Annotated in this window: 13 protein-coding genes; 5 read left to right on the plus strand and 8 right to left on the minus strand. The window is 75.6% G+C overall.

Annotated elements, in window-relative coordinates; all coding sequences use genetic code 11:
* Window positions 1-92 precede the first annotated feature (92 nt).
* A complete protein-coding gene (locus ACRYR2_RS22605; protein WP_432565146.1) occupies window positions 93-1,418 on the plus strand; it encodes an MFS transporter in 1,326 nt (441 codons plus the stop codon).
* Window positions 1,419-1,446: 28 nt separating this feature from the next.
* On the opposite strand, the gene ACRYR2_RS22610 is transcribed toward ACRYR2_RS22605, so the two are convergent.
* From ACRYR2_RS22610 to ACRYR2_RS22625, 4 genes are all read right to left on the minus strand, one after another.
* Window positions 1,447-3,321 (minus strand): serine/threonine-protein kinase, encoded by a 1,875-nt coding sequence (locus ACRYR2_RS22610; protein ID WP_432565147.1) that lies wholly within the window; start codon window positions 3,319-3,321, stop codon window positions 1,447-1,449.
* A 136-nt stretch (window positions 3,322-3,457) separates the two neighbouring features.
* Window positions 3,458-4,123: a GNAT family N-acetyltransferase gene (locus tag ACRYR2_RS22615; RefSeq protein ID WP_432565148.1), complete on the minus strand. Its 666-nt coding sequence runs from the start codon at window positions 4,121-4,123 to the stop codon at window positions 3,458-3,460.
* Window positions 4,124-4,348: 225 nt separating this feature from the next.
* Window positions 4,349-6,601 carry a molybdopterin-dependent oxidoreductase gene (locus tag ACRYR2_RS22620; RefSeq protein ID WP_432565149.1) on the minus strand — a complete coding sequence of 751 codons (2,253 nt, stop codon included), beginning with the start codon at window positions 6,599-6,601 and terminating at the stop codon, window positions 4,349-4,351.
* On the minus strand, window positions 6,598-7,827 hold the full coding sequence (locus ACRYR2_RS22625) for a multidrug effflux MFS transporter (RefSeq protein WP_432565150.1): 1,230 nt from the start codon (window positions 7,825-7,827) through the stop codon (window positions 6,598-6,600). Before ACRYR2_RS22625 ends, ACRYR2_RS22620 begins: the two co-directional genes overlap by 4 nt.
* Before the next feature lie 44 nt (window positions 7,828-7,871).
* On the opposite strand from ACRYR2_RS22625, the gene ACRYR2_RS22630 reads away from it, so the two are divergent.
* The gene (locus tag ACRYR2_RS22630) at window positions 7,872-8,330 is read left to right on the plus strand and encodes a MarR family winged helix-turn-helix transcriptional regulator (protein ID WP_432565151.1); all 459 of its coding nucleotides are present in this window, start codon (window positions 7,872-7,874) and stop codon (window positions 8,328-8,330) included.
* 73 nt (window positions 8,331-8,403) lie between these two features.
* On the plus strand, window positions 8,404-10,272 hold the full coding sequence (locus tag ACRYR2_RS22635) for a diguanylate cyclase domain-containing protein (RefSeq protein WP_432565152.1): 1,869 nt from the start codon (window positions 8,404-8,406) through the stop codon (window positions 10,270-10,272).
* Between the two features lie 21 nt (window positions 10,273-10,293).
* Here the strand turns inward: ACRYR2_RS22635 and ACRYR2_RS22640 are convergent, their stop codons facing one another.
* The gene (locus tag ACRYR2_RS22640; protein ID WP_432565153.1) at window positions 10,294-11,187 is read right to left on the minus strand and encodes a P1 family peptidase; all 894 of its coding nucleotides are present in this window, start codon (window positions 11,185-11,187) and stop codon (window positions 10,294-10,296) included.
* 36 nt (window positions 11,188-11,223) lie between these two features.
* Window positions 11,224-12,972, minus strand: a complete 1,749-nt coding sequence (locus tag ACRYR2_RS22645; RefSeq protein WP_432565154.1) for a GAF domain-containing SpoIIE family protein phosphatase — start codon at window positions 12,970-12,972, stop codon at window positions 11,224-11,226.
* Between the two features lie 139 nt (window positions 12,973-13,111).
* On the opposite strand from ACRYR2_RS22645, the gene ACRYR2_RS22650 reads away from it, so the two are divergent.
* Entirely contained in the window at window positions 13,112-13,480 is a 369-nt protein-coding gene (locus tag ACRYR2_RS22650; RefSeq protein WP_432565155.1) for an ATP-binding protein, read from the plus strand.
* A 59-nt stretch (window positions 13,481-13,539) separates the two neighbouring features.
* Here ACRYR2_RS22650 and ACRYR2_RS22655 read toward each other — a convergent pair whose 3' ends face one another.
* Together ACRYR2_RS22655 and ACRYR2_RS22660 are read right to left on the minus strand one after the other, a co-directional pair.
* Entirely contained in the window at window positions 13,540-14,361 is an 822-nt protein-coding gene (locus ACRYR2_RS22655) for an aldo/keto reductase (protein ID WP_432565156.1), read from the minus strand.
* 120 nt (window positions 14,362-14,481) lie between these two features.
* The gene (locus ACRYR2_RS22660) at window positions 14,482-16,863 is read right to left on the minus strand and encodes a putative bifunctional diguanylate cyclase/phosphodiesterase (protein ID WP_432565157.1); all 2,382 of its coding nucleotides are present in this window, start codon (window positions 16,861-16,863) and stop codon (window positions 14,482-14,484) included.
* Window positions 16,864-16,946: 83 nt separating this feature from the next.
* Between ACRYR2_RS22660 and add the strand changes: the two genes are divergently transcribed.
* Complete coding sequence (add, locus tag ACRYR2_RS22665; protein ID WP_432565158.1) at window positions 16,947-17,969, plus strand: adenosine deaminase; 1,023 nt, start codon at window positions 16,947-16,949, stop codon at window positions 17,967-17,969.
* The last annotated feature ends 63 nt before the right edge of the window (window positions 17,970-18,032 follow it).

An 18,032-nucleotide genomic window follows, 5' to 3' on the forward strand; every position in this document is an offset into this window, starting at 1 on the left:
CAGGACGCTTCCCAAGCCCCCGGTGCCCCCCTTCCGGGGCGAGGTCGCGTCGCCGGCTCCCGGGCGGGGTGCGGCTGGGTAGCCTCGCGCCCGTGCCTCCCACCCCGGCCACCTCCCCTGCTCGCCCGGCGGGACCGCCGGGGTCGCCGGGGGTGCTGCGCGAGCTCGGCGGGCTGCTGCGGACCGGCCGGTACCGGCACCTGATGGCCGTCCGGCTGACCGGGCAGGCCGCGGACGGGGTCTTCCAGGCCGGGCTGGCGTCGTTGTTCTTCTTCTCACCCGAACGGCAGGCGACCCCGGCGGGCGTGGCGTTCGCCTCGGCGGTGCTGCTGCTGCCCTTCACCGTGGTGGGTCCGTGGGCGGGGGTCCTGCTGGACCGCCGGTCGCGGCGCTCGACGCTGGGTGTCGGCAACGTCGTGCGGGCCGGCCTGGCGCTGGTGGCCGCGGGGGCGTTGCTCGGCGGTGCCTCCGACGTCGTGGTCGGGGTGCTGGCGCTGGCGGTGCTGTCGGTGAACCGGGCGTTGCTGGCGGGGTTGTCGGCGGCGTTGCCGCACGTGGTGACGCCGGAGAGGTTCGTGCTGGCCAACTCGGTCACCCCGACCGCGGGGACGGTGGCCGCCGGGGTCGGAGCGACGGCGACCGTGGCGGTGACGGCGGCCGTGGGACCGGGGGCGAACGTCGTCGCGCTGGGCCTGGCCGCCCTGGGGTACGCGGTCGCGGGGCTGGTGGCCCTGGCGTTCCCGCGTGACCTGCTGGGCCCACCGCCCGGTGGAGCGACGGCCCGGCGCGTGGGGTGGCGGCGCAGCGCGTCCGACGTGGTGGGCGGGGTGCGTCACCTGCGCGAGCGGTTGCCGGCGGCGGCCGCGCTGGGGCTGATCGCCTGGCACCGGTGGGCGTTCGGGCTGACGACGGTCGCGATGGTGGTGCTGTGCCGGCGCACGCTGGCCCAGGCCGACGACCCCTCGGCCGGGCTGGCCGCGCTCGGGGTGCTGCTGGGTGCGGTCGCCGCGGGCTCGGGTGCGGCGGCGTTCCTGGCGCCCTGGGGGGCGCGGCCGGGGCGGGTGCACCGCTGGATCACGGGCTGCCTGCTGCTGGCGGCGCTCGCGCAGGTGGTGCTGGGCACGACGACCTCGCAGCCGGTGCTGGCGGTCGCGGCGGCCCTGCTGGGCCTGGGTGGTCAGGGCGCGAAGATCGGCGTGGACACGGTCGTGCAGCGCAGCGTCGAGGACGCCTACCGCGGTCGCGTCTTCACCGCCTACGACCTGGTCTTCAACGTCAGCTACTGCCTGGCCTGCGGGGCCGCGGTGTTCCTGGTCCCGGCCGACGGCCGCCTCGGGCTCGTGGCCGTGGCCCTGGGGGCCGGGTACGTCCTGTGCGCACTGGCCCAGGGCCGGGGCCGGACCCGCTCGGCGGCCTGACCTCCACCCCGTCCCGCGCGGTGGCGGGTCAGGGCGTCGCGGAGCCGGAGTCGTCCGCCGGGGGCGTGAACCCGCCGACCCAGACCGGGTTCGAGGACGAGGACGACGAGGAGCTCGGCACCGCCGACGTCGAGTCCGACGGGGAGTTCGTCGCGGTGTCCCCGGAGCTCGAGGGCGTCGGGGACTCGCTCGTCGGCTCGGTCGTCGGCTCGGTCGTCGGTTCCGGGGACGGCGCGGAGGTCGTCGGGTCCGGACTGGGCACCGAGTCGGTCGGCGTCGGGGTGGGCTCCGGGGTCGGCTCGGCCGTGGGGGTGCGGATCCCCGGCGGGACCAGCACGTCCGGGCCGGTGACCGGCGGGGGCGCCGACGCCGTCGGCACCTCGGCGGACGGCGGGGCGGGGCGGACGTCGGGCAGCGACATCCCCGGCGCCGTCCCGGGGACGGTTCCCAGCGGCGTGCCCGGTTCGGTCGGCACCGGTACCGGCAGCGTCCCGTCGGCAGTGCCGGCCGAGGACGGTTCGGAGGAGGACGCGGAGCCGCCGGCCGAGGGCACCCGCTGCTCCGGGGCGTCGGCCGAGTCGCCGGCCGAGTCGTCGGCGCTGGAGGGCGCCGAGGTGGCCGGGGCCTGCGGCACCGAACTCGTCGGGGCGCCCGTCGAGGTCTGCGGCGGCGGCTGGACGATCGCGACGGGGTTCGGGACGTCGCGCAGCCGGCCCTGCTGCACGGCGGTGATCGCGACGGCCGTCCCGGCCGTGGCCAGCAGCAGCGCCCCGACGACCACGGCGACGGGCCGCTTGGGCAGCGACCGGGCCACGCGGGCGGGGGCGTACGGGACCACCTGGGTGTCGGGGACCTGCTCGTCCCGGCCGGAGTCCTGGTAGGGGTCCAGCGAGGTCCGCGGTTCGACGATGGCCCGCATCCCGTTGACCCACGCCGGCAGCCGGTCCGGCCGCTGCGCGGGATCGGCCGCCAGCGCCTGCAGCAGCAGGTCGGCCACGCCCGGGTGCGGGGCGGTCAGCGCGGCCGCGGCGAGCTGGCGCCGCACCAGGGCGGGATCGACGTCACCCTCGGGCGAGGTGGCCGGCGGCATCCCGGTGAGCACGAAGACGGCGGTGGCGCCGAAGCCGAAGACGTCGCCGGCCGCCGAGGGCAGCGCACCCGCCCGGACCTCCGGTGCGGTGTAGACCGTGGCGGAGCGCTGCTGGACCGGACCGCGGCGCAGCCCGCCCAGGCTCGCCCCGGCCAGCCGGACGCCGTCGGCGGGCCAGAAGCCGCCCAGCCGCACCGACCGCGGGGTGATGTCGCCGTGCACCAGCGGGGGCGCGTCCTCCGAGCCGCGGTGCAGCTCCTGCAGGACGCTGGCCGCCGTGGCCAGGACGGTGAAGCGTTCCTCGACCGTGGCGCCGGGGTCGTCGCGCAACCAGTCCGCGACCGACCGGCCGGCGGCCTGCTCCAGGACGGCGTAGTGCCACGCGCCGTCGGCCGGCTCGGCCTGTCCCGGCCGGTGCGGGGCGGGGCCGACGAAGGTGTCGACGATCCCGGCCAGCCGCGCGTGCCGCACCCGGGCCAGCCCCGCGGCCCGCTCGCGCCACAGCACCTCCGGCGGCGTCGGCTCCTCGAGGCTCCCCCCGGCGTGGCCGTCCGTGTCGTCGTCAGCGTTCCCGTGGTGGTGGTGCACGACCTCCAGGTCGCCGACCGCGGCGGGCCGCAGCGCGGCGAGGGTGAACAACGCCTCACCCGTCGCAGCCCGGTGGTCGAGCACGTGCCAGGCCTCGTCCGCGCCGTCGGCCTCGCCGAGCAGCTCGAAGCGGTCCGGATCGTCAGCGGGCCCCGCGTGGAAACGGACGAGGGACGGGACGTCGGATGAGGTGAGCCTGTCGTCCGGCCATCCCTCGGTGGTCACCTGCGGCACCTCCGCGCCTCGGCGGTGCGCACCGCGCACCGTGTTCGGACCTCCATGATGCCCCACGGATCCCCGCCTCCGGACCCGTTCGGCGCATCCGTCGCCGGGCGCCCCTTGAACTTCGCGCGACGAGGCGCTACGGGGCCGTCGGAAGGAGTGCCCGCAGGACCGGGTCGAGGCCTTCGACGTGCACGGCCGGGCGCTCGCCAGCGGCCCACTGCGGGGCGTCGAGCCGCAGCCGTTGCGAGACGACGACCCGGCCCCGGCGCACCGTGCGGGCCAGCCCGTCGTCGCGGTACCCCAGCCGGCGCGAGACGGCCAGCGACCGCGGGTTGTCCAGGAAGGCGTCGCTGCGCGCGCTGCTCGCGCCGAGCCCGTCGAACGCCAGGTGCAGCACGGCGGCCCGCATGAGCGACCCGGTTCCGCGGCCCTGGTGCTCCCGCCCCAGCCACGATCCCGTGCTCACCTCGCGCAGCACGCCGAAGTCGGTGGCCTCCAGCGACTGGGTGCCGACGACGACCCCGGCACGGCGCACGACGAAGTCCAGCCGCCAGTCCTGCGCGGTCCACGAACTCCACCCGCCGACGTGCCAGCGGAACGTGCGCCGCGCGCGTTCGTCGGGGTCGCAGTCGGTCCACGGGACCGAGAACGGCATCTCCTCCGGACCGTGCACCCCGCGTGCGGCCACCGCGGCCAGGTCGACGAGCCCGGCCAGGTCGCCGGTGCGCAGTTCGACGTCGCCGTCGGCGTGCGGCAGGACGACGCGCAGGCCGGCGAAGGGGTGCAGGCGGGCGGGGATCACCCGGGAAGACTGCCGGGTCCGGTCAGCACACCGCCAAGGAGTTTCCCGCCGGCGGGCCGTGGACGCACCGGCCGGGACCCGGGCGACCCGACGACCGGGACGACCCGGAGGGGCCGGGGGCCACGGCACCCCCGGGCGGCGCCGTGACCCCCGGCCCGTGCCGCCTTCGACGCCCGCGAGCGGTGACCGGTTCCCCGGTCCTCCACCAGGGCAGCCCGGCCCGGACTACGGCTGGTCGAACACCGTCACCCGCGGCGGGACACCCTCGAACGCGCTCACCTCGACGCTCGCGTGCTGGCCGGTGCAGGCCTGCGCCAGCCGGGACGAACCGACGTCGCGGGTCAGGACGTTGACGTTCCCGTGCCCGCAGGTGACGCCCGCGGCGGCACCGGCGACGGGGTCGAACCAGGCACCGGTGGACATCTGCACGACCCCGCGGCGCACGGCGTCGGAGACGACGAGGCCGCCCAGGCAACTGCCCCGCCGGCTGCGCAGCACGACGACCTGCCCGTCGGCCAGCCCGCGGGCGGCGGCGTCGTCGGGGTGCATGCGGACCGGCTCCCGGCCGGCGACCTTCCCGGCCTGGGAGGTGGCGCCGTGGTCGAGCTGGCTGTGCAACCGGGTGGCGGGGTTGTTGGCCACCAGGTGCAGCGGGAACCGCTCGTCGGGAACCTCGTCCGGCGCCAGCCACACCGGGTGGCCGGGGCAGTCGTCGTAGCCGAAGCCCGCGATCGTCTCGGAGTGCAGTTCGATCCGTCCGCTGGGGGTGCGCAGCCGGAACGTCTGCGGATCGGCGCGGAAGCTCGCGAACAGCACCTTCTCGGACGGTTCGGCGGGCAGCCGGAACTCCCCGGCGGCGACGAACTCGGCGTAGGGCGGCGCGTCGATGCCGGCGCGCGCGGCCGGTCCCGAACGCCACTGCTCGTACAGGTGCTCGACCCAGTCGCCGGCCCCGCGGCCCTCGGTGAACTGCTCGCCGATCCCCAGGCGGTGCGCGAGTCCGGACAGCACCTGGTAGTCGTCGCGGGCCTGCCCCAGCGGGGCGTGGACCCGGCCCATCGCGATGAGCCGGTCGTCGTAGCGGGCGGCGCCGATGTCCTCGCGTTCCAGCGTCGTCGTGGCGGCGAAGACGACGTCGGCGTGCCGGGCGGTGGAGGTCCAGAACGGTTCGTGGACGACGACCGTCTCGGCCGCGGCGAACGCGCGCTGCAGACGCCGCAGGTCCTGGTGGTGGTGGAACGGGTTGCCCCCGGCCCAGTGCACGAGCCGCAGGTGCGGGTAGGTCTCGTGCCGGCCGTCGACCTCGTACGGCTCACCGGGGTGCAGCAGCGCGTCGGCGATGCGCGCGACGGGGATCCGCAGCCGCAGCGGGTCGGCGAACTGGGGGAACGTCGGCAGCGGGTAGCTGCCGGCCCGTCTGCCGACGCCGCCGGTGGAGGCGTAGCCGTGGCCGAAACCCCCACCGGGCAGGCCGATCTGGCCGACCATGGCGGCGAAGGCGACCGCGGCCCACAGCGGCTGCTCACCGAAGCGGGTCCGCGCGACCGACCAGCTGACCGTGACCATGGTGCGGCCCCGCACGGCGCGGCGGGCCAGTTCCCGGATGCGCGCCGCCGGGATCCCCGTGATCTCCGCGGCCCACTCTGGCGTCCTGTCCTGCAGCGAGGCCAGGAACTCGGCGGATCCCGCCGTGCACCGTTCGAGGAACTCCGCGTCGTAGCTCCCGTCGGCCAGCAGGACGTGGCACATCGCCAGCAGCAGCGCCGCGTCGGTCCCGGGGACGACGTCGAGCCAGTCGGCGTCGAGTTCTGCGGCCAGGTCGTCGCGCAGCGGGGAGACCAGCACGAACTGCGCCCCGCGCGCCCTGGCGCCGCGCAGCCGGCCCGCGACCTCGTGGCGGCTGATCCCGCCGCCGGCGACCTCGGAGTTCTTCGCCGGCAACCCGCCGAAGGCGATCACGAGGTCGGTGTGGGCCTCGATGCTCGACCACGCCGTGGGCGAGATCAGTGGTTCCTGACTGCCGACGACGCGCGGCATGAGGACCTCGCCGACACCGTGGCTGTACGTCCACGAGGAGCGCACGGCCCCGCCGAGGAGGTGGGAGAACCGGTGCAGCTGGCTCTGGGAGTGGTGGAACCGGCCCGCGCTGGCCCAGCCGTAGGAACCGGCGAACACCGCCTGCGGGCCGTGCTCGTCCAGCACCCGCGTGTACTCCGCGGCGACGCGGTCGAGCAGTTCGTCCCACTCCACGGGCAGGTACCCGTCACGACCGCGACGGTCGTCCGGGCCCGGTCCGTCCTGCCACCAGCCGCGCCGCACGTGCGGGCGCAGCACTCGCGCCGTCGGCGTCGCCGCCACCGGGATGTTGGCCAGCAGGGCCGAGGGGGCCGGGTCGTCGGGGTGCGCCGTGAGCTGGACCCCTTCGGCCGTGACCTCGGCGCGGAAGGCGCCCCAGTGGGAGGAGTGCGGGATGCTCACCCGCCGATCATCCCCCGTTCGACGGCCGCGCCCGGCGCACCGGAGGCGTCCACCCGCTCCCGCGCCAGCGTCCACAGGCTGAGCAGGGACAGGACCGCGACGACGACCATGGTCACCGCCATCGGCCGCGCGTCGGACTCCCCCGCCAGGCCCACGACGGGCGAGGCCAGCGCACCCAGGCCGAACTGCAGCGCGCCGAGGACGGCCGAGCCGGTGCCGGCGTTGCGCGGGACCCGGCCCGTGGCCAGGCTCGTCGCGTTGCCCAGGACGAACCCGAGGCTGGAGACCGCGAGGAACAGCAGCACCAGCACGCCCCAGCGCGGGGCGCCGGCCAGCACGACGGCCAGCAGCGCCGCGCAGTCCACGACGAGCACCGCGACCCCGCCGCGCAGCATCGTCAGCGGGGCCAGCCGGCCGGTCAGGGCACCGCTGGCCGCGCTCGCGGCGACGAGGCCGAAGGCGTTGGCCGCGAAGGCGATCGAGTACTGCACGGTGCTCAGCCCCAGGACGTTCTGGTAGACGAAGGAGCTCGCCGAGATGTAGGCGAACATCGAGGTGAAGGCGAAGGCGAAGGTCAGCGTGTACCCGAGGTAGACGCGGTCGCCGAGCACCTCGCGCGCCGCGCGCCAGGTCGCGGCCAGCCCGCCGGGGCGGCGGCGTTCGATCGGCAGCGACTCCGGGACGACCGCCACGACGGCCAGGACCATGACGACGGCGATCGCGGCCAGGATCCAGAAGATCCCGCGCCAGCCGACCGCACCGAGCAGCGAGCCACCGAGCAGCGGCGCGACGACGGGGGCGACCCCGGAGATCACCATCATGAGGCTGAACAGCCTGGCGGCCCGTTCGCCGGCGGCCCGGTCGGCGATGACGGCGCGCGACAGCACGATCCCCGCCGCACCGCTGAACCCCTGGACGAAGCGGGCGGCCACGAGGACGGCCTCGTTCGGGGCGATCGCGCAGACCGCGCCGGCGAGCGCGCAGACGACGGTGCCGGCCAGCAGCAGGCGGCGGCGGCCGAACTGGTCGGACAGCGGGCCGATGACGAGCTGGCCCAGCGCCAGGCCGACGAGGAACGTGGTGAGCGTCAGCTGGACGCCGGAAGCGGTGGAGCCGAGGTCGCCGACCATGGTGGGCAGCGCGGGCAGGTACATGTCGGTGGCCAGAGGGGCGATGGCCGTCAGCAGGGCCAGCGCGACGACGGTCGGGGTGCGCAGAGCGGTCACGGGCGTCCTTCGGGGCAACGGGTTGTTATGCAACCATAACTTCCGTGACGAGGCTGTCGGACGAACGACTGCGGGCCCTGGCCCGGGCCCTGCCGGCGCTGAGCTGGGAGATGCGCCGCGCCGGTGAGCACCGGCTGGCCCTGTCCCCGCTGCCGCCGACCGAGCTGGAGATCATCCGGCTGGTCCTGGCCCACCCCGGGCTGCGCGCCGCCGACGTCGCCCACCGGCTGGCGGTCAAGCCCAGCAACGTCAGCGCCGCCGTGACCTCCCTGGTGGCCCGCGGGCTCGTCGACCGCGTCCCCGACCCCGCCGACCGCCGCGTCCTGCACCTGCACCCCACCGCCCAGGCCGTGCGCGAGCACGAGGCCCTGGCCCGGGAGTGGGCCGGGGTGCTCGGCGAGGCCGTCGCGCAGCTGTCCCCGCCCGACGCCGAGGCCCTCGCCGCGGCCGTCGACGCCCTCGCCCACCTCACCGCCACACTCGCCACCCAGCGCGCTCGGTGACGTTTCAGTCACGATCTGAAATCACCCGAAGAGACCGCTCAAGGTTCCGGGGACGCGTGCCGAGTGGGTGGTCATGATCGCGAACGCTCCGCAGGGCCGGACGGGTGAGACCGGCCGGGTCGTGGCCCCCTCCTCCCGCGTGCGCGGAGGCGGGCTGCGTCTCGCGGTCACCACGGCCGTCGTCGTGGCGGTCCTGTCGACGGTGGCGCCGTGGCTGGCCGGGTCGGAGGACCCGGCCGGCGTCGTGTGGTGGCCGCCCGCGGGGGCGGCCCTGGCCCTGGCCGTGCGCCGGCCGGCCCGGCGGTGGTGGTGCGTCGCCGGGACGCTCGTCGGAACGGTGGCCGCCTGCCACCTGCTCGGTGTCGACCGGACCGACACGACGGTGTTCGCGAGCGCGCAGGCGCTGCAGTGCGGGGTCGGCGCTGCGCTGATCTCCGTGCTGGGCCGAGGGGAGTCCGCGCGCTCCGGGACGGGCGGGCTGCGCCTGCGGCGGGGCCGGGACGGCTGGCGGCTGACGGCCGGGACCGTGGCGGGGGTCGCCGCGGCCGCCGGGCTGGTCCAGACCGCGACCCCCGGCGCCGCGGTCCCCTACGCGCTGAGCCAGCTGCTCGGCATCCTGCTGCTGGCCCCGCTGCTGCTCCTGCCCGACGCCCCGCACCGGCCGCTCGAGGGCGGGGTCCGGGCCGCGCTGTCGGAGTGGATGCTCGTCCTGGTGCTGTCGGTGACCGTGTCGGCCCTGGTGTTCTGGAACGACGACCCGGGCCCCTGGTCGTTCCTCGTGATCGTGCCGATCCTGTGGGGTGCCGCCCGCCTGAGCGTGGGCCGGGCGCTGACCTGCCAGCTCCTCGTGGCCGTCGTGGCCACCACCGGCACCGCCCTGGGGTTCGGCCCCTACCGCGGGCTGGGCACCCAGGGCTCGGTCGTGCTGCAGGCCCTGCTGTTCACCTCGGGCACGGTCGCGCTGGTGATGTCGCTGGTCGTCCGCTCCCGCGAGCGGGCCGTCGTGGTCGCGAGCCGGCGCGAGGAGGTCTTCCGCCGCACGTTCGACGACGCGCTGCTCGGGGTGGCGCTGCTGCGGCTGCGCCCGGACGGCTCGGCCGTCGTGGCCCGCGTCAACGACCGCCTGCAGTCCATGCTGGGCGTCGAGGTGGCCGTGGGCTCGGACTGGTCCCAGCAGGTCCACCCCGAGCACCGCGAGACGTTCGTCGCGGCCGCGGCCGAGATGGCCGAGGAGGTCGTCGCCGGCCGCCAGGCGCACTGGCACGCCGAGCTGCAGCACGGCGACGGGGAGGTCTGGCTGGAGCTGGCGGCCGCGGCCTGGCCCACCCCGGGTGAGAACGGTCCCGGCGAGGTCGGCGCGGTCGTGCAGGTCGCCGACGTCACCCAGCGCCGCCTCGTCCAGCGCCGGCTGCGCGAGGCCGCGCTGCACGACCCGCTGACGGGTCTGCCCAACCGCACGCTGCTGGAGGACCGGCTGCGCCACGCGCTGTCGGCCGCGGCCCGCAGCGGCGACGAGGTCGCCCTGCTGTACTGCGACCTGGACGACTTCAAACCCGTCAACGACACCGGCGGTCACGCCGCCGGCGACCACGTCCTCATCGCCGTCGCCGAACGCCTGAGCGCCGCCGTCCGCCCCGGCGACACCGTGGCCCGCCTGGGTGGCGACGAGTTCGCCGTCGTGTGCCCGGACCTGCCCGACGAGGCGGCCGCCGCGGCCGTGGCCGAACGGATCGTCGCCGCCATGGCCGACCCGTTCCCCGTCGCCGGGTGGGAGTTCGCGGTGGGCATCAGCGTCGGCCTGGCGATGGCCGACGCGCACACCGACGCCGCCCGCGTCCTGCAGCAGGCCGACCAGGCCATGTACGAGGCGAAGGGGTCGGGCAAGGGCCGCGTCCGCACCGCCGCCCCCCGCACCATCGACCTGCGCGCCACCGCCCGCTGACCCACCTCCCCACCCCGACGATCACCGGAGGGGGTACGGGGGCCAGTCACCGACGGTCTCGGCGCAGGCCAGCCCGTCGAGCACGGCGGCGCGCACCACGTCGGCGGCCACCCGCTGCAGCTCCACGAGCTGCCCCACCCGCGCCCGCCGCTCCTGCGCGAGCGCCGCGCCTCCCGTCGCCAGGGCGAACACGGTGTCGCCGTCGGCGAGGGTGTGGACGGGGTTCAGCGCCCGGGCCAGGCCGTCGTGCGCGGCCGTCGCGGTCCGGGAGGTCTCGGCCGGGTCCAGGGCGGCGTCGGTCGCGACCACCACGAGGGTGGTGTTCAGCGGCCCGGGCACCACCGGCCCCGGTGCGGGCAGCCCCACGGCGTTGACGACCGCGAGGGCCCCCACCACGCAGTCCCCCGCCGTGGCCGACGCGGTCCCGACCCCGCCCTTGAACCGGCCGCCGACCAGCGCGCCCGTCCCGGCGCCGACGACGCCGCGCGCGAACTGCCCGGTCCGGGCGGCCGCCGCCGCCTCGTACCCCATCTGCTCGGTCGGGTGGTTGCCGAAGACCCCGCCGCGGCCGAGGTCGAAGACCGCCGCGGCCGGCACGATCGGCACGACCTCACCGGGGCCGGGGCCGACGGGGAACCCGCGGCCGCGTTCGGCCAGGAAGCGCTGCACCCCGTGGGCGGTGACCAGCCCGTAGGCCGATCCCCCGGTCAGCACGACGGCGTCGACGGTCGGGACGAGGGTGCGCGGGTCCAGCGCGTCGGTCTCGTGGGTGCCCGGGCCACCGCCGCGCACGTCGACGCCGCCCACGGTCCCCGGCGGGGGGACCACGACGGTGACGCCGGTCAGCCAGCCGTCGCCGCGACGGGTCACGTGCCCGACCGCCAGTCCCGGCACGTCGGTGAGGAATCCCCGCACGCGGGCACGTTAACGCGCCGGGGCGCCAGTGGCGGCTCAACTCGAGGGCACTGGCGGCTCAGGGTGGGGGAACCGCACCGCGAGCAGCGCGCAGTCGTCCTCGCCCCAGGGCCCGACCAGCTCGGCCAGCAGCCCGTCGAGCAGGTCGTCCAGGTCGGCGTCGCGGTGCTCGCGCAGCGAGGTGCGGACCCGTTCGATCCCGCCGACCAGGCTGCGGCCGCGGTGCTCGATGAGCCCGTCGGTGTAGAGCACCAGGGTCGCCCCCGGCGGGATCGGCGCGACGTGCTCGTGCCGGGCGGAGTCGGGCAGCAGGCCCACGAGCAGGTCGGTGGCCCCGTCCAGCAGCTCGGTGCGCCCGTCGGGGTGCAGCAGCACCGGCGGCGGGTGACCGGCGTTGGTCCAGCGCAGCCGGAAACCGCCGGGCGTCTCCTCCACGCGCGCCACCACGAGCGTGGCCAGCCCGTCGATCCCGAGCTCCGGCAGTGCCCGGTCCAGGCGGGCGACGGACTCGGCCGGCGGCTCGTCGCGGTCCCACACGAACGCCCGCAACAGGCCCCTGACCTGCGCCATCGTCGCCGCGGCGGCCATGTCGTGACCGGCGACGTCCCCCAGCACGAGCGTCACGGCCCCCGAGGCACCGACGACGACGTCGTACCAGTCGCCGCCGATCTGCTCCTCCCGGGTGGCCGGGACGTACCGTCCCCGCACCTGCAGCCGACCGGTGGAGCGCGGCAGCCGCGGCAGCAGGGCGCGCTGCAGGACCTCGGCCCGGGAACGGCGCTCGGCGTCCAGCATCGCCCGGTCCAGGGCCTGGGCGGTGAACCGTGCGAGCGCACCCCACACGTCGGCCTCGGCCTCGAGGGTCTGCCGCTCGGACTCCCAGACCAGGCACAGCACGCCGACCAGCCGGTCCTGCACGAGCAGCGGCAGGTAGGCCGAGGCCGCGAACCGTGGCAGCGCGGCGCGGGCCTCGACGTCCGGGAACGACGCCTGCAGTTCCTCGACGGTGGAGAACAGCAGCGGCCGGCGCTCGCGGGCGGCGGCCGCGGCCGGGACGGGCGCGGCGAGGGAGAGGGTCTGCCAGCCGGCGGGTGTGCCCGGCGGCGGTGCGGAGGAGCCGGCCAGGCGCAGCAGGCGGTGACCGGGGTCGGGCAGCAGCAGCCCGCTCCAGGCGCCGCCGAGCTCGGAGCGGGTGACGGCCGCGACGGTCGTGCTGACCTCCGCCACGGTGCGTGCTCCGACGAGAGCGTCGCCGAGGTTGAGCAGCAGCCGGTTGCGCTCCTCGAGCATCCGCAGCCCCAGCTCGGCCGAGCAGGCGGCGGCCAGGTCCTCCAGGACGCTCAGCTGCTCGCTCGTCCAGCGCCGGGGGGCACCGTCGATGGCGCACATCACCCCGACGACGGGGGCCGACGGGTCGGCGACCCCGGTGCGCTGGTCGGGCAGCCGCAGCGGCACCCCGGCGTAGGCGACGACCCCGAGGTCGGGGATGGCCAGCGAGTCCCGGGTCAGCGGGTCGGACCGGGCGTCCTCGACGGCGAAGGCCTTGCCGGAGGTCACGACGTGCTGGCACAGCGAGTGCGTCAGCGGCGTCTCACGCGCGCTCTGCCACGGTTCGGGCAACCCCACCGCACCCGGGAAGACCTGACCGTGGCGGCTGACCATCGAGACCAGGGCCACCGGGGTGCCGAGCGCGAGCGTCCCCAGCCGGGCGAAGCGGTCCAGATCGGGGTCCGGCTGCGCCGGGAGCAGCGTCCCACGGCTGAGGTCCTGTGCGGGCTGCTCCACCGGAGCATCATCCACGGTGCGGGCGGTCCGGCACGCCGTCGGATCACCGGACGGCCCAGCGACACCTCCCCCCCGGTTGCTGCCCGGGGACGTGGTGCCAGAGTTGGACCTGACACTCGACCGGGACGAACGAGGTGGCATGGCGCGTCTGGAGCTGCGGGCTGACCCGTCGGCTGCTCGGCGCACCCGTTCGTGGCTGCGCGAGCAGTTCGCGGCGGTGACCTTGTCGAGCCAGTCCCGGCAGACCTTGGAGCTGCTGACCACCGAGCTGGTGACCAACGCCGTCCGGCACGGCGGGGAGCCGATCGAGGTGCGGGTGCGCCGCACCACCGGCAGCGTCCGGGTGTCGGTCAGCGACGGCGGGGCCGGGCTCCCGCAGGTCCGGCACGTCCCGCCGACCGCCACCGGCGGGCGGGGCGTCGCGCTCGTCGACACCCTCGCCCACCGCTGGGGTTCGGAGGTCGCCGGGACGGGCAAGACCGTCTGGTTCGAGCTCCCCCTGCCCTGACCCGGAGTGCGCGACCACGGTGGTCACGCACTCCGGTGGTCACGCACTTCCCGGGCTGCTCAGCCGAAGACGTCCGGGTCCGGGCCGGTCCGCTCGTCGCGGTTCAGCGCGCTGAGCGCCTGGACCTGCTCGCCGGACAGTTCGAACCCGAGGACGTCGAAGTTCGACACGATCCGCTCGGGGGTCACCGACTTGGGGATGACGATGTTGCCCAGCTGCAGGTGCCAGCGGATGACGACCTGGGCGGGGGTGCGGCCGAGTTCGCCGGCGATGCCGGTGACGACCGGGTCCTCGACCAGGGAGAGCCGCTGGGCCAGCGGGCTCCAGGCCTCGGTGGCGATGCCGTGCTCGGCGTTGAAGGCGCGCAGGTCGTCCTGCACCAGGTAGGGGTGCACCTCGACCTGGTTGACGGTCGGGACGGTTCCGGTCTCGTCGAGGACCTTGCGCAGGTGGGTCTTCTGGAAGTTCGAGACACCGATCGTGCGGACCCGCCCGGAGGCCTTGATCTCCTCGAACGCCTGCCAGGTCTCGACGTAGTCGTCGGCCTGCTGCGGCCAGTGGATGAGGTACAGGTCCAGGTACTCCAGGCCGAGTTTGGCCAGCGAGGCGTCGAAGGCGGCCAGCGTCTTGTCACGGCCGTGCTCGCCGTTGGCGAGTTTGGTGGTGATGAAGACCTCCTCGCGCGGGACACCGCTGGCGCGCAGCGCATCACCCACGCCGGCCTCGTTGCCGTAACCGGCTGCGGTGTCGATGTGGCGGTAGCCGGCCTGCAGTGCCTGCAGCACGACCTCGGCGGTCTGCTCCGGCGGCACCTGCCAGACACCGAAACCCAGCTGGGGGATCTGGACGCCGTCGTGCAGTTCAACTGTGGGAACGTTCACGCCCCGAACCCTACGGCGCCGCCCGCACCCCGGCGAGACGGGCCGCGAGCCACCGGCCGCACGCCACGACGGCGGGAGTTCCCCGCCGCCCGGCCCGACGCGGCGGCCCGGACGGCGCCGTCAGCCCTCACCCCCGGCGGGCTGCCGGGAGTACCGCCGGGGGACCTGGTGCAGGTCCACGACGCGGGGTTCCCGGGCCCGGGCGCGACGGGCCGGCACGTCCCCGCCCCGCCGGCGCAGCCACCGCCCCAGCTCGGCCGACGGCATCGGGCGGGCGTGCAGGTACCCCTGCCCCACGTCGCAGCCGAGGTCGGCCAGGTGCTCGCACGTCTGCTCCGTCTCGATGCCCTCGGCCACGATCCGCAGGCCAAGCTGGTGCGCCAGCCAGATCGTCGAGGCGGCGATCGCACCGGAGCGGGCCTCGCGGCCGATGCCCTCCACGAACGAGCGGTCGAGCTTGACCTCGTCGAAGACCTCCCGCTGCAGGTAGGCCAGCGAGGAGTAGCCGGTCCCGAAGTCGTCGACCGACAGCGACACCCCCAGACCCGACAGCTGCGGCAGCACCTCCCCCGCGCCGAGCTGGTCGGCCAGCGCCAGGGACTCGGTGACCTCCAGCTGCAGCCGGCCGGCCGGCCGGCCGTGCCGCAGCAGCGCCTGCGCCACCTGCCCGGGCAGGTCCTCGTCGCGCAGGCTGCTGGCCGACAGGTTCACCGCCACCCGCAGGTCGTGGCCGTCCGCGGCCCACCCGGCCGCGTCGTGCAGCGCGGCGTCCAGCACCCGGCTCGTCAGCCGGTGCACCAGGGCGTACCGCTCGGCCAGCGGCAGGAACGCCTCCGGGCCCAGCAGCCCCCACCGCGGGTGCGACCAGCGCACCAGCGCCTCGACCCCCACGACGCGGCCGTCGTGCAGGTCGACCTGCGGCTGGTAGTGCAGGACGAGCCGGCCGGCGGCTCCGCGGTCGTCGGCCGAGGCGGACTCGTCCAGCCCCAGCGCCGTGCGCAGCTGCGCCACCCGCAGCAGGTCCCCCGCGGCCCGGTCCGAATCGGCGGCGTGCTCGGCGGTGGTGCCGGTGACGACCCGCACCGTCCCGCCCTCGGCCTTGGCCGCGTACATCGCCCCGTCCGCCAGCCGCAGCAGGTCCGCCGAGTTCCGCGCGTTGCGCGGGTAGGCCGCGATCCCGAAGCTCGCGCCGACGTGGACCCGGTTCCCGCCCAGGTCGTAGGAACCCGTCATCGACCGGTGCCCCCGCTCGACCCCGTCGCGGGCCACCGCCTGGTCCTCCCCCGGCACCACGACGGCGAACTCGTCACCCCCCAGGCGGGCCAGCACCGAACCACCCGGCAGGCCGGTCCCGAGCCGACGGACGACCTGCCGCAGGAGTTCGTCCCCGGCAGCGTGCCCGAGCCCGTCGTTGACGGCCTTGAACCGGTCGAGGTCGATGACGGCCAGGGAGAACGGCCGGCGACGGGAGATGCGGCGGTCGATCTCCAGCATCAGCGCGCGCCGGTTGGGAACCCCGGTGAGTTCGTCGGTGAGCGCCTCGTGCCGGTACTGGGCCAGGTCCAGCAGTTCGCGCTGCGCGCTGGCCCAGCGCACCAGCGCCGCGGCCGTCGCCCCCAGGCAGGCGAGCACGACCTCGGGTCCCAACGGCGACCGCGAGCCGGTCGACAGCAGCACCACGCAGCCCGGCAGGACCAGCGCGGGCGCGGCCATGATCGAACGCCGGGTCAGCGGCCGCAGCGGGACCGGCCGGGCGGGTTCCGTGGCGGCCACGGCCACCAGCAGCAACCCGCCGGTGTAGAGCAGGTCCAGCCCGCTGCCGGCCGCCGTGCTCTGCCGCAGGAACACCACGCAGTACACGACGTGCCCGGCGGAGACGACCACCATGCCGCCGGCGAGGTACCACCACCGCGGGTCGCCCCGCGCGCCGAAGGCGACGAACCCCGCGCACACCGCGATGAGCACGTCCGCTGCCGCGATGAGCACCCAGAAGCTGACCCCGGTCAGCGGCAGGCCCGAGGAGACGGCCAACGGGCGGACGAGGAACTGCTGCACGAGCGCGCCGAGGAACAGGACCAGCCCCAGGCTCTCGGTGAGGTGCCCCACCCCACCACCGGCCCGTTGCGGCCACAGGAGTTTGCCGACGGCGCGGAACAGCACGACGTAGCAGGCGAGGTACCCCGCCTCCAGGCCGCTGCCGGCCGACACCGGGGCCCGCGTGAGGACCTCGGCGAGGTCGTAGCCGACCTCGGAGGCGCAGTAGAACGACCAGGCCAGGGCGAACAACCGCCACGCCCGGCGCTCGCGGGTGGGGCCGGCCGCCCGCACCCACAGCAGCACGACGACGAGCACCTCGACGGCCGTGCCGAGGACCAGGTCGGCGTACTGCACCACGACCCGCCGCCCCAGGACCAGGGCCACCGCGTCCGTCGCGAGGTAGGCGCCCCAGGTGATCGCGGCGGCGGACAGCAACCGTCGCTGGCCGGTCGAGACGACGCTCACGAAGAGGCATGTTGCCCTACTCAGCGTCGACAGACCACGGTTCCGGAAGTCCGTCGTGATTCAACTACCGGCAGGATGTCGCCATGGACCTCACCGCCTTCACCGCAGCCCTGCCCAAGGTGGAACTGCACCTGCACCTCGAGGGCACCCTCGAGCCCGACCTCAAGCTCGAGCTCGCCCGCCGCAACGGCGTCGACATCGGGCAGCGGACCGTCGAGGAGGTGCGGGCGACGTACGTCTTCGACTCCCTCGCCTCGTTCCTGGCCGTCTACTACCCGGCGATGGACGTCCTGGTGACCCGCGCCGACTTCCGCGACCTGGCGATGGCCTACTTCCGCAAGGCCGCCTCGCAGAACGTGCGGCACGCCGAGGTGTTCTTCGACCCGCAGGTGCACGTGGCCCGCGGGGTGGCCTTCGAGGACGTCGTCCTCGGCTACCACGACGCCGTCCTCGACGCCCGGCGCGAACTGGGTCTGAGCGCGGGCCTGATCATGTGCTTCGTCCGCGACCTGCCGGTCGAGAGCGCCGAGGCCGTCCTGGAGCAGGCCCTCGGGTTCCGCGGGCAGATCGTCGGCGTCGGCCTGGACTCCGACGAACGCGGCAACCCGCCGGCGAAGTTCGCGCACCTGTTCGCCCGGGCGCGCGAGGCGGGGTTCAAGCTCACCGCCCACTGCGACATCGACCAGGAGAACACCACCGAGCACATCCGGCAGGCGCTGGAGGACATCGGCGTGGACCGGATCGACCACGGCACGAACGTCGTCGAGGACCCGCGGTTGCTCGCGCTGCTCACCGAACGCGGCACCGGCCTGACCTGCTGCCCGATCTCGAACTCCTTCGTCACCGACGACAGCCGCGCCGGGGTGATCGCGGACCTGCTGCGCCGCGGGGTGAAGGTGACGGTCAGCTCCGACGACCCGGCCTACTTCGGCGGCTACGTCACCGAGAACCTCGTCCACCTGACCCGCGGCGCCGACCTCGCCCCGGACGAGCTCATCCAGCTGCAGCGCAACGCCATCGAGATCTCCTGGGCTCCCGAGGAGGTCAAGGAGGACTTCCTCGCCGAACTCGACGCCTACGAGGCGCTCGTCGCCCCGGACCTGTGACGGGGCGGCCGGGCGGGTTCGGACCGTTGACGCATCGGGCCGGACCTACCGGCCCGATGCGTC

The sequence above is a fragment of the Kineococcus deserti genome (assembly GCF_050871945.1).
In the GTDB taxonomy this organism is placed as follows: domain Bacteria; phylum Actinomycetota; class Actinomycetes; order Actinomycetales; family Kineococcaceae; genus Kineococcus.

Coding starts and splice junctions, on each gene's coding strand:
- ACRYR2_RS22635 (WP_432565152.1), top strand. CDS start 8,404: ATGATCGCGAACGCTCCGCAGGGCCGGACGGGTGAGACCGGCCGGGTC.
- ACRYR2_RS22650 (WP_432565155.1), top strand. CDS start 13,112: ATGGCGCGTCTGGAGCTGCGGGCTGACCCGTCGGCTGCTCGGCGCACC.
- add (WP_432565158.1), top strand. CDS start 16,947: ATGGACCTCACCGCCTTCACCGCAGCCCTGCCCAAGGTGGAACTGCAC.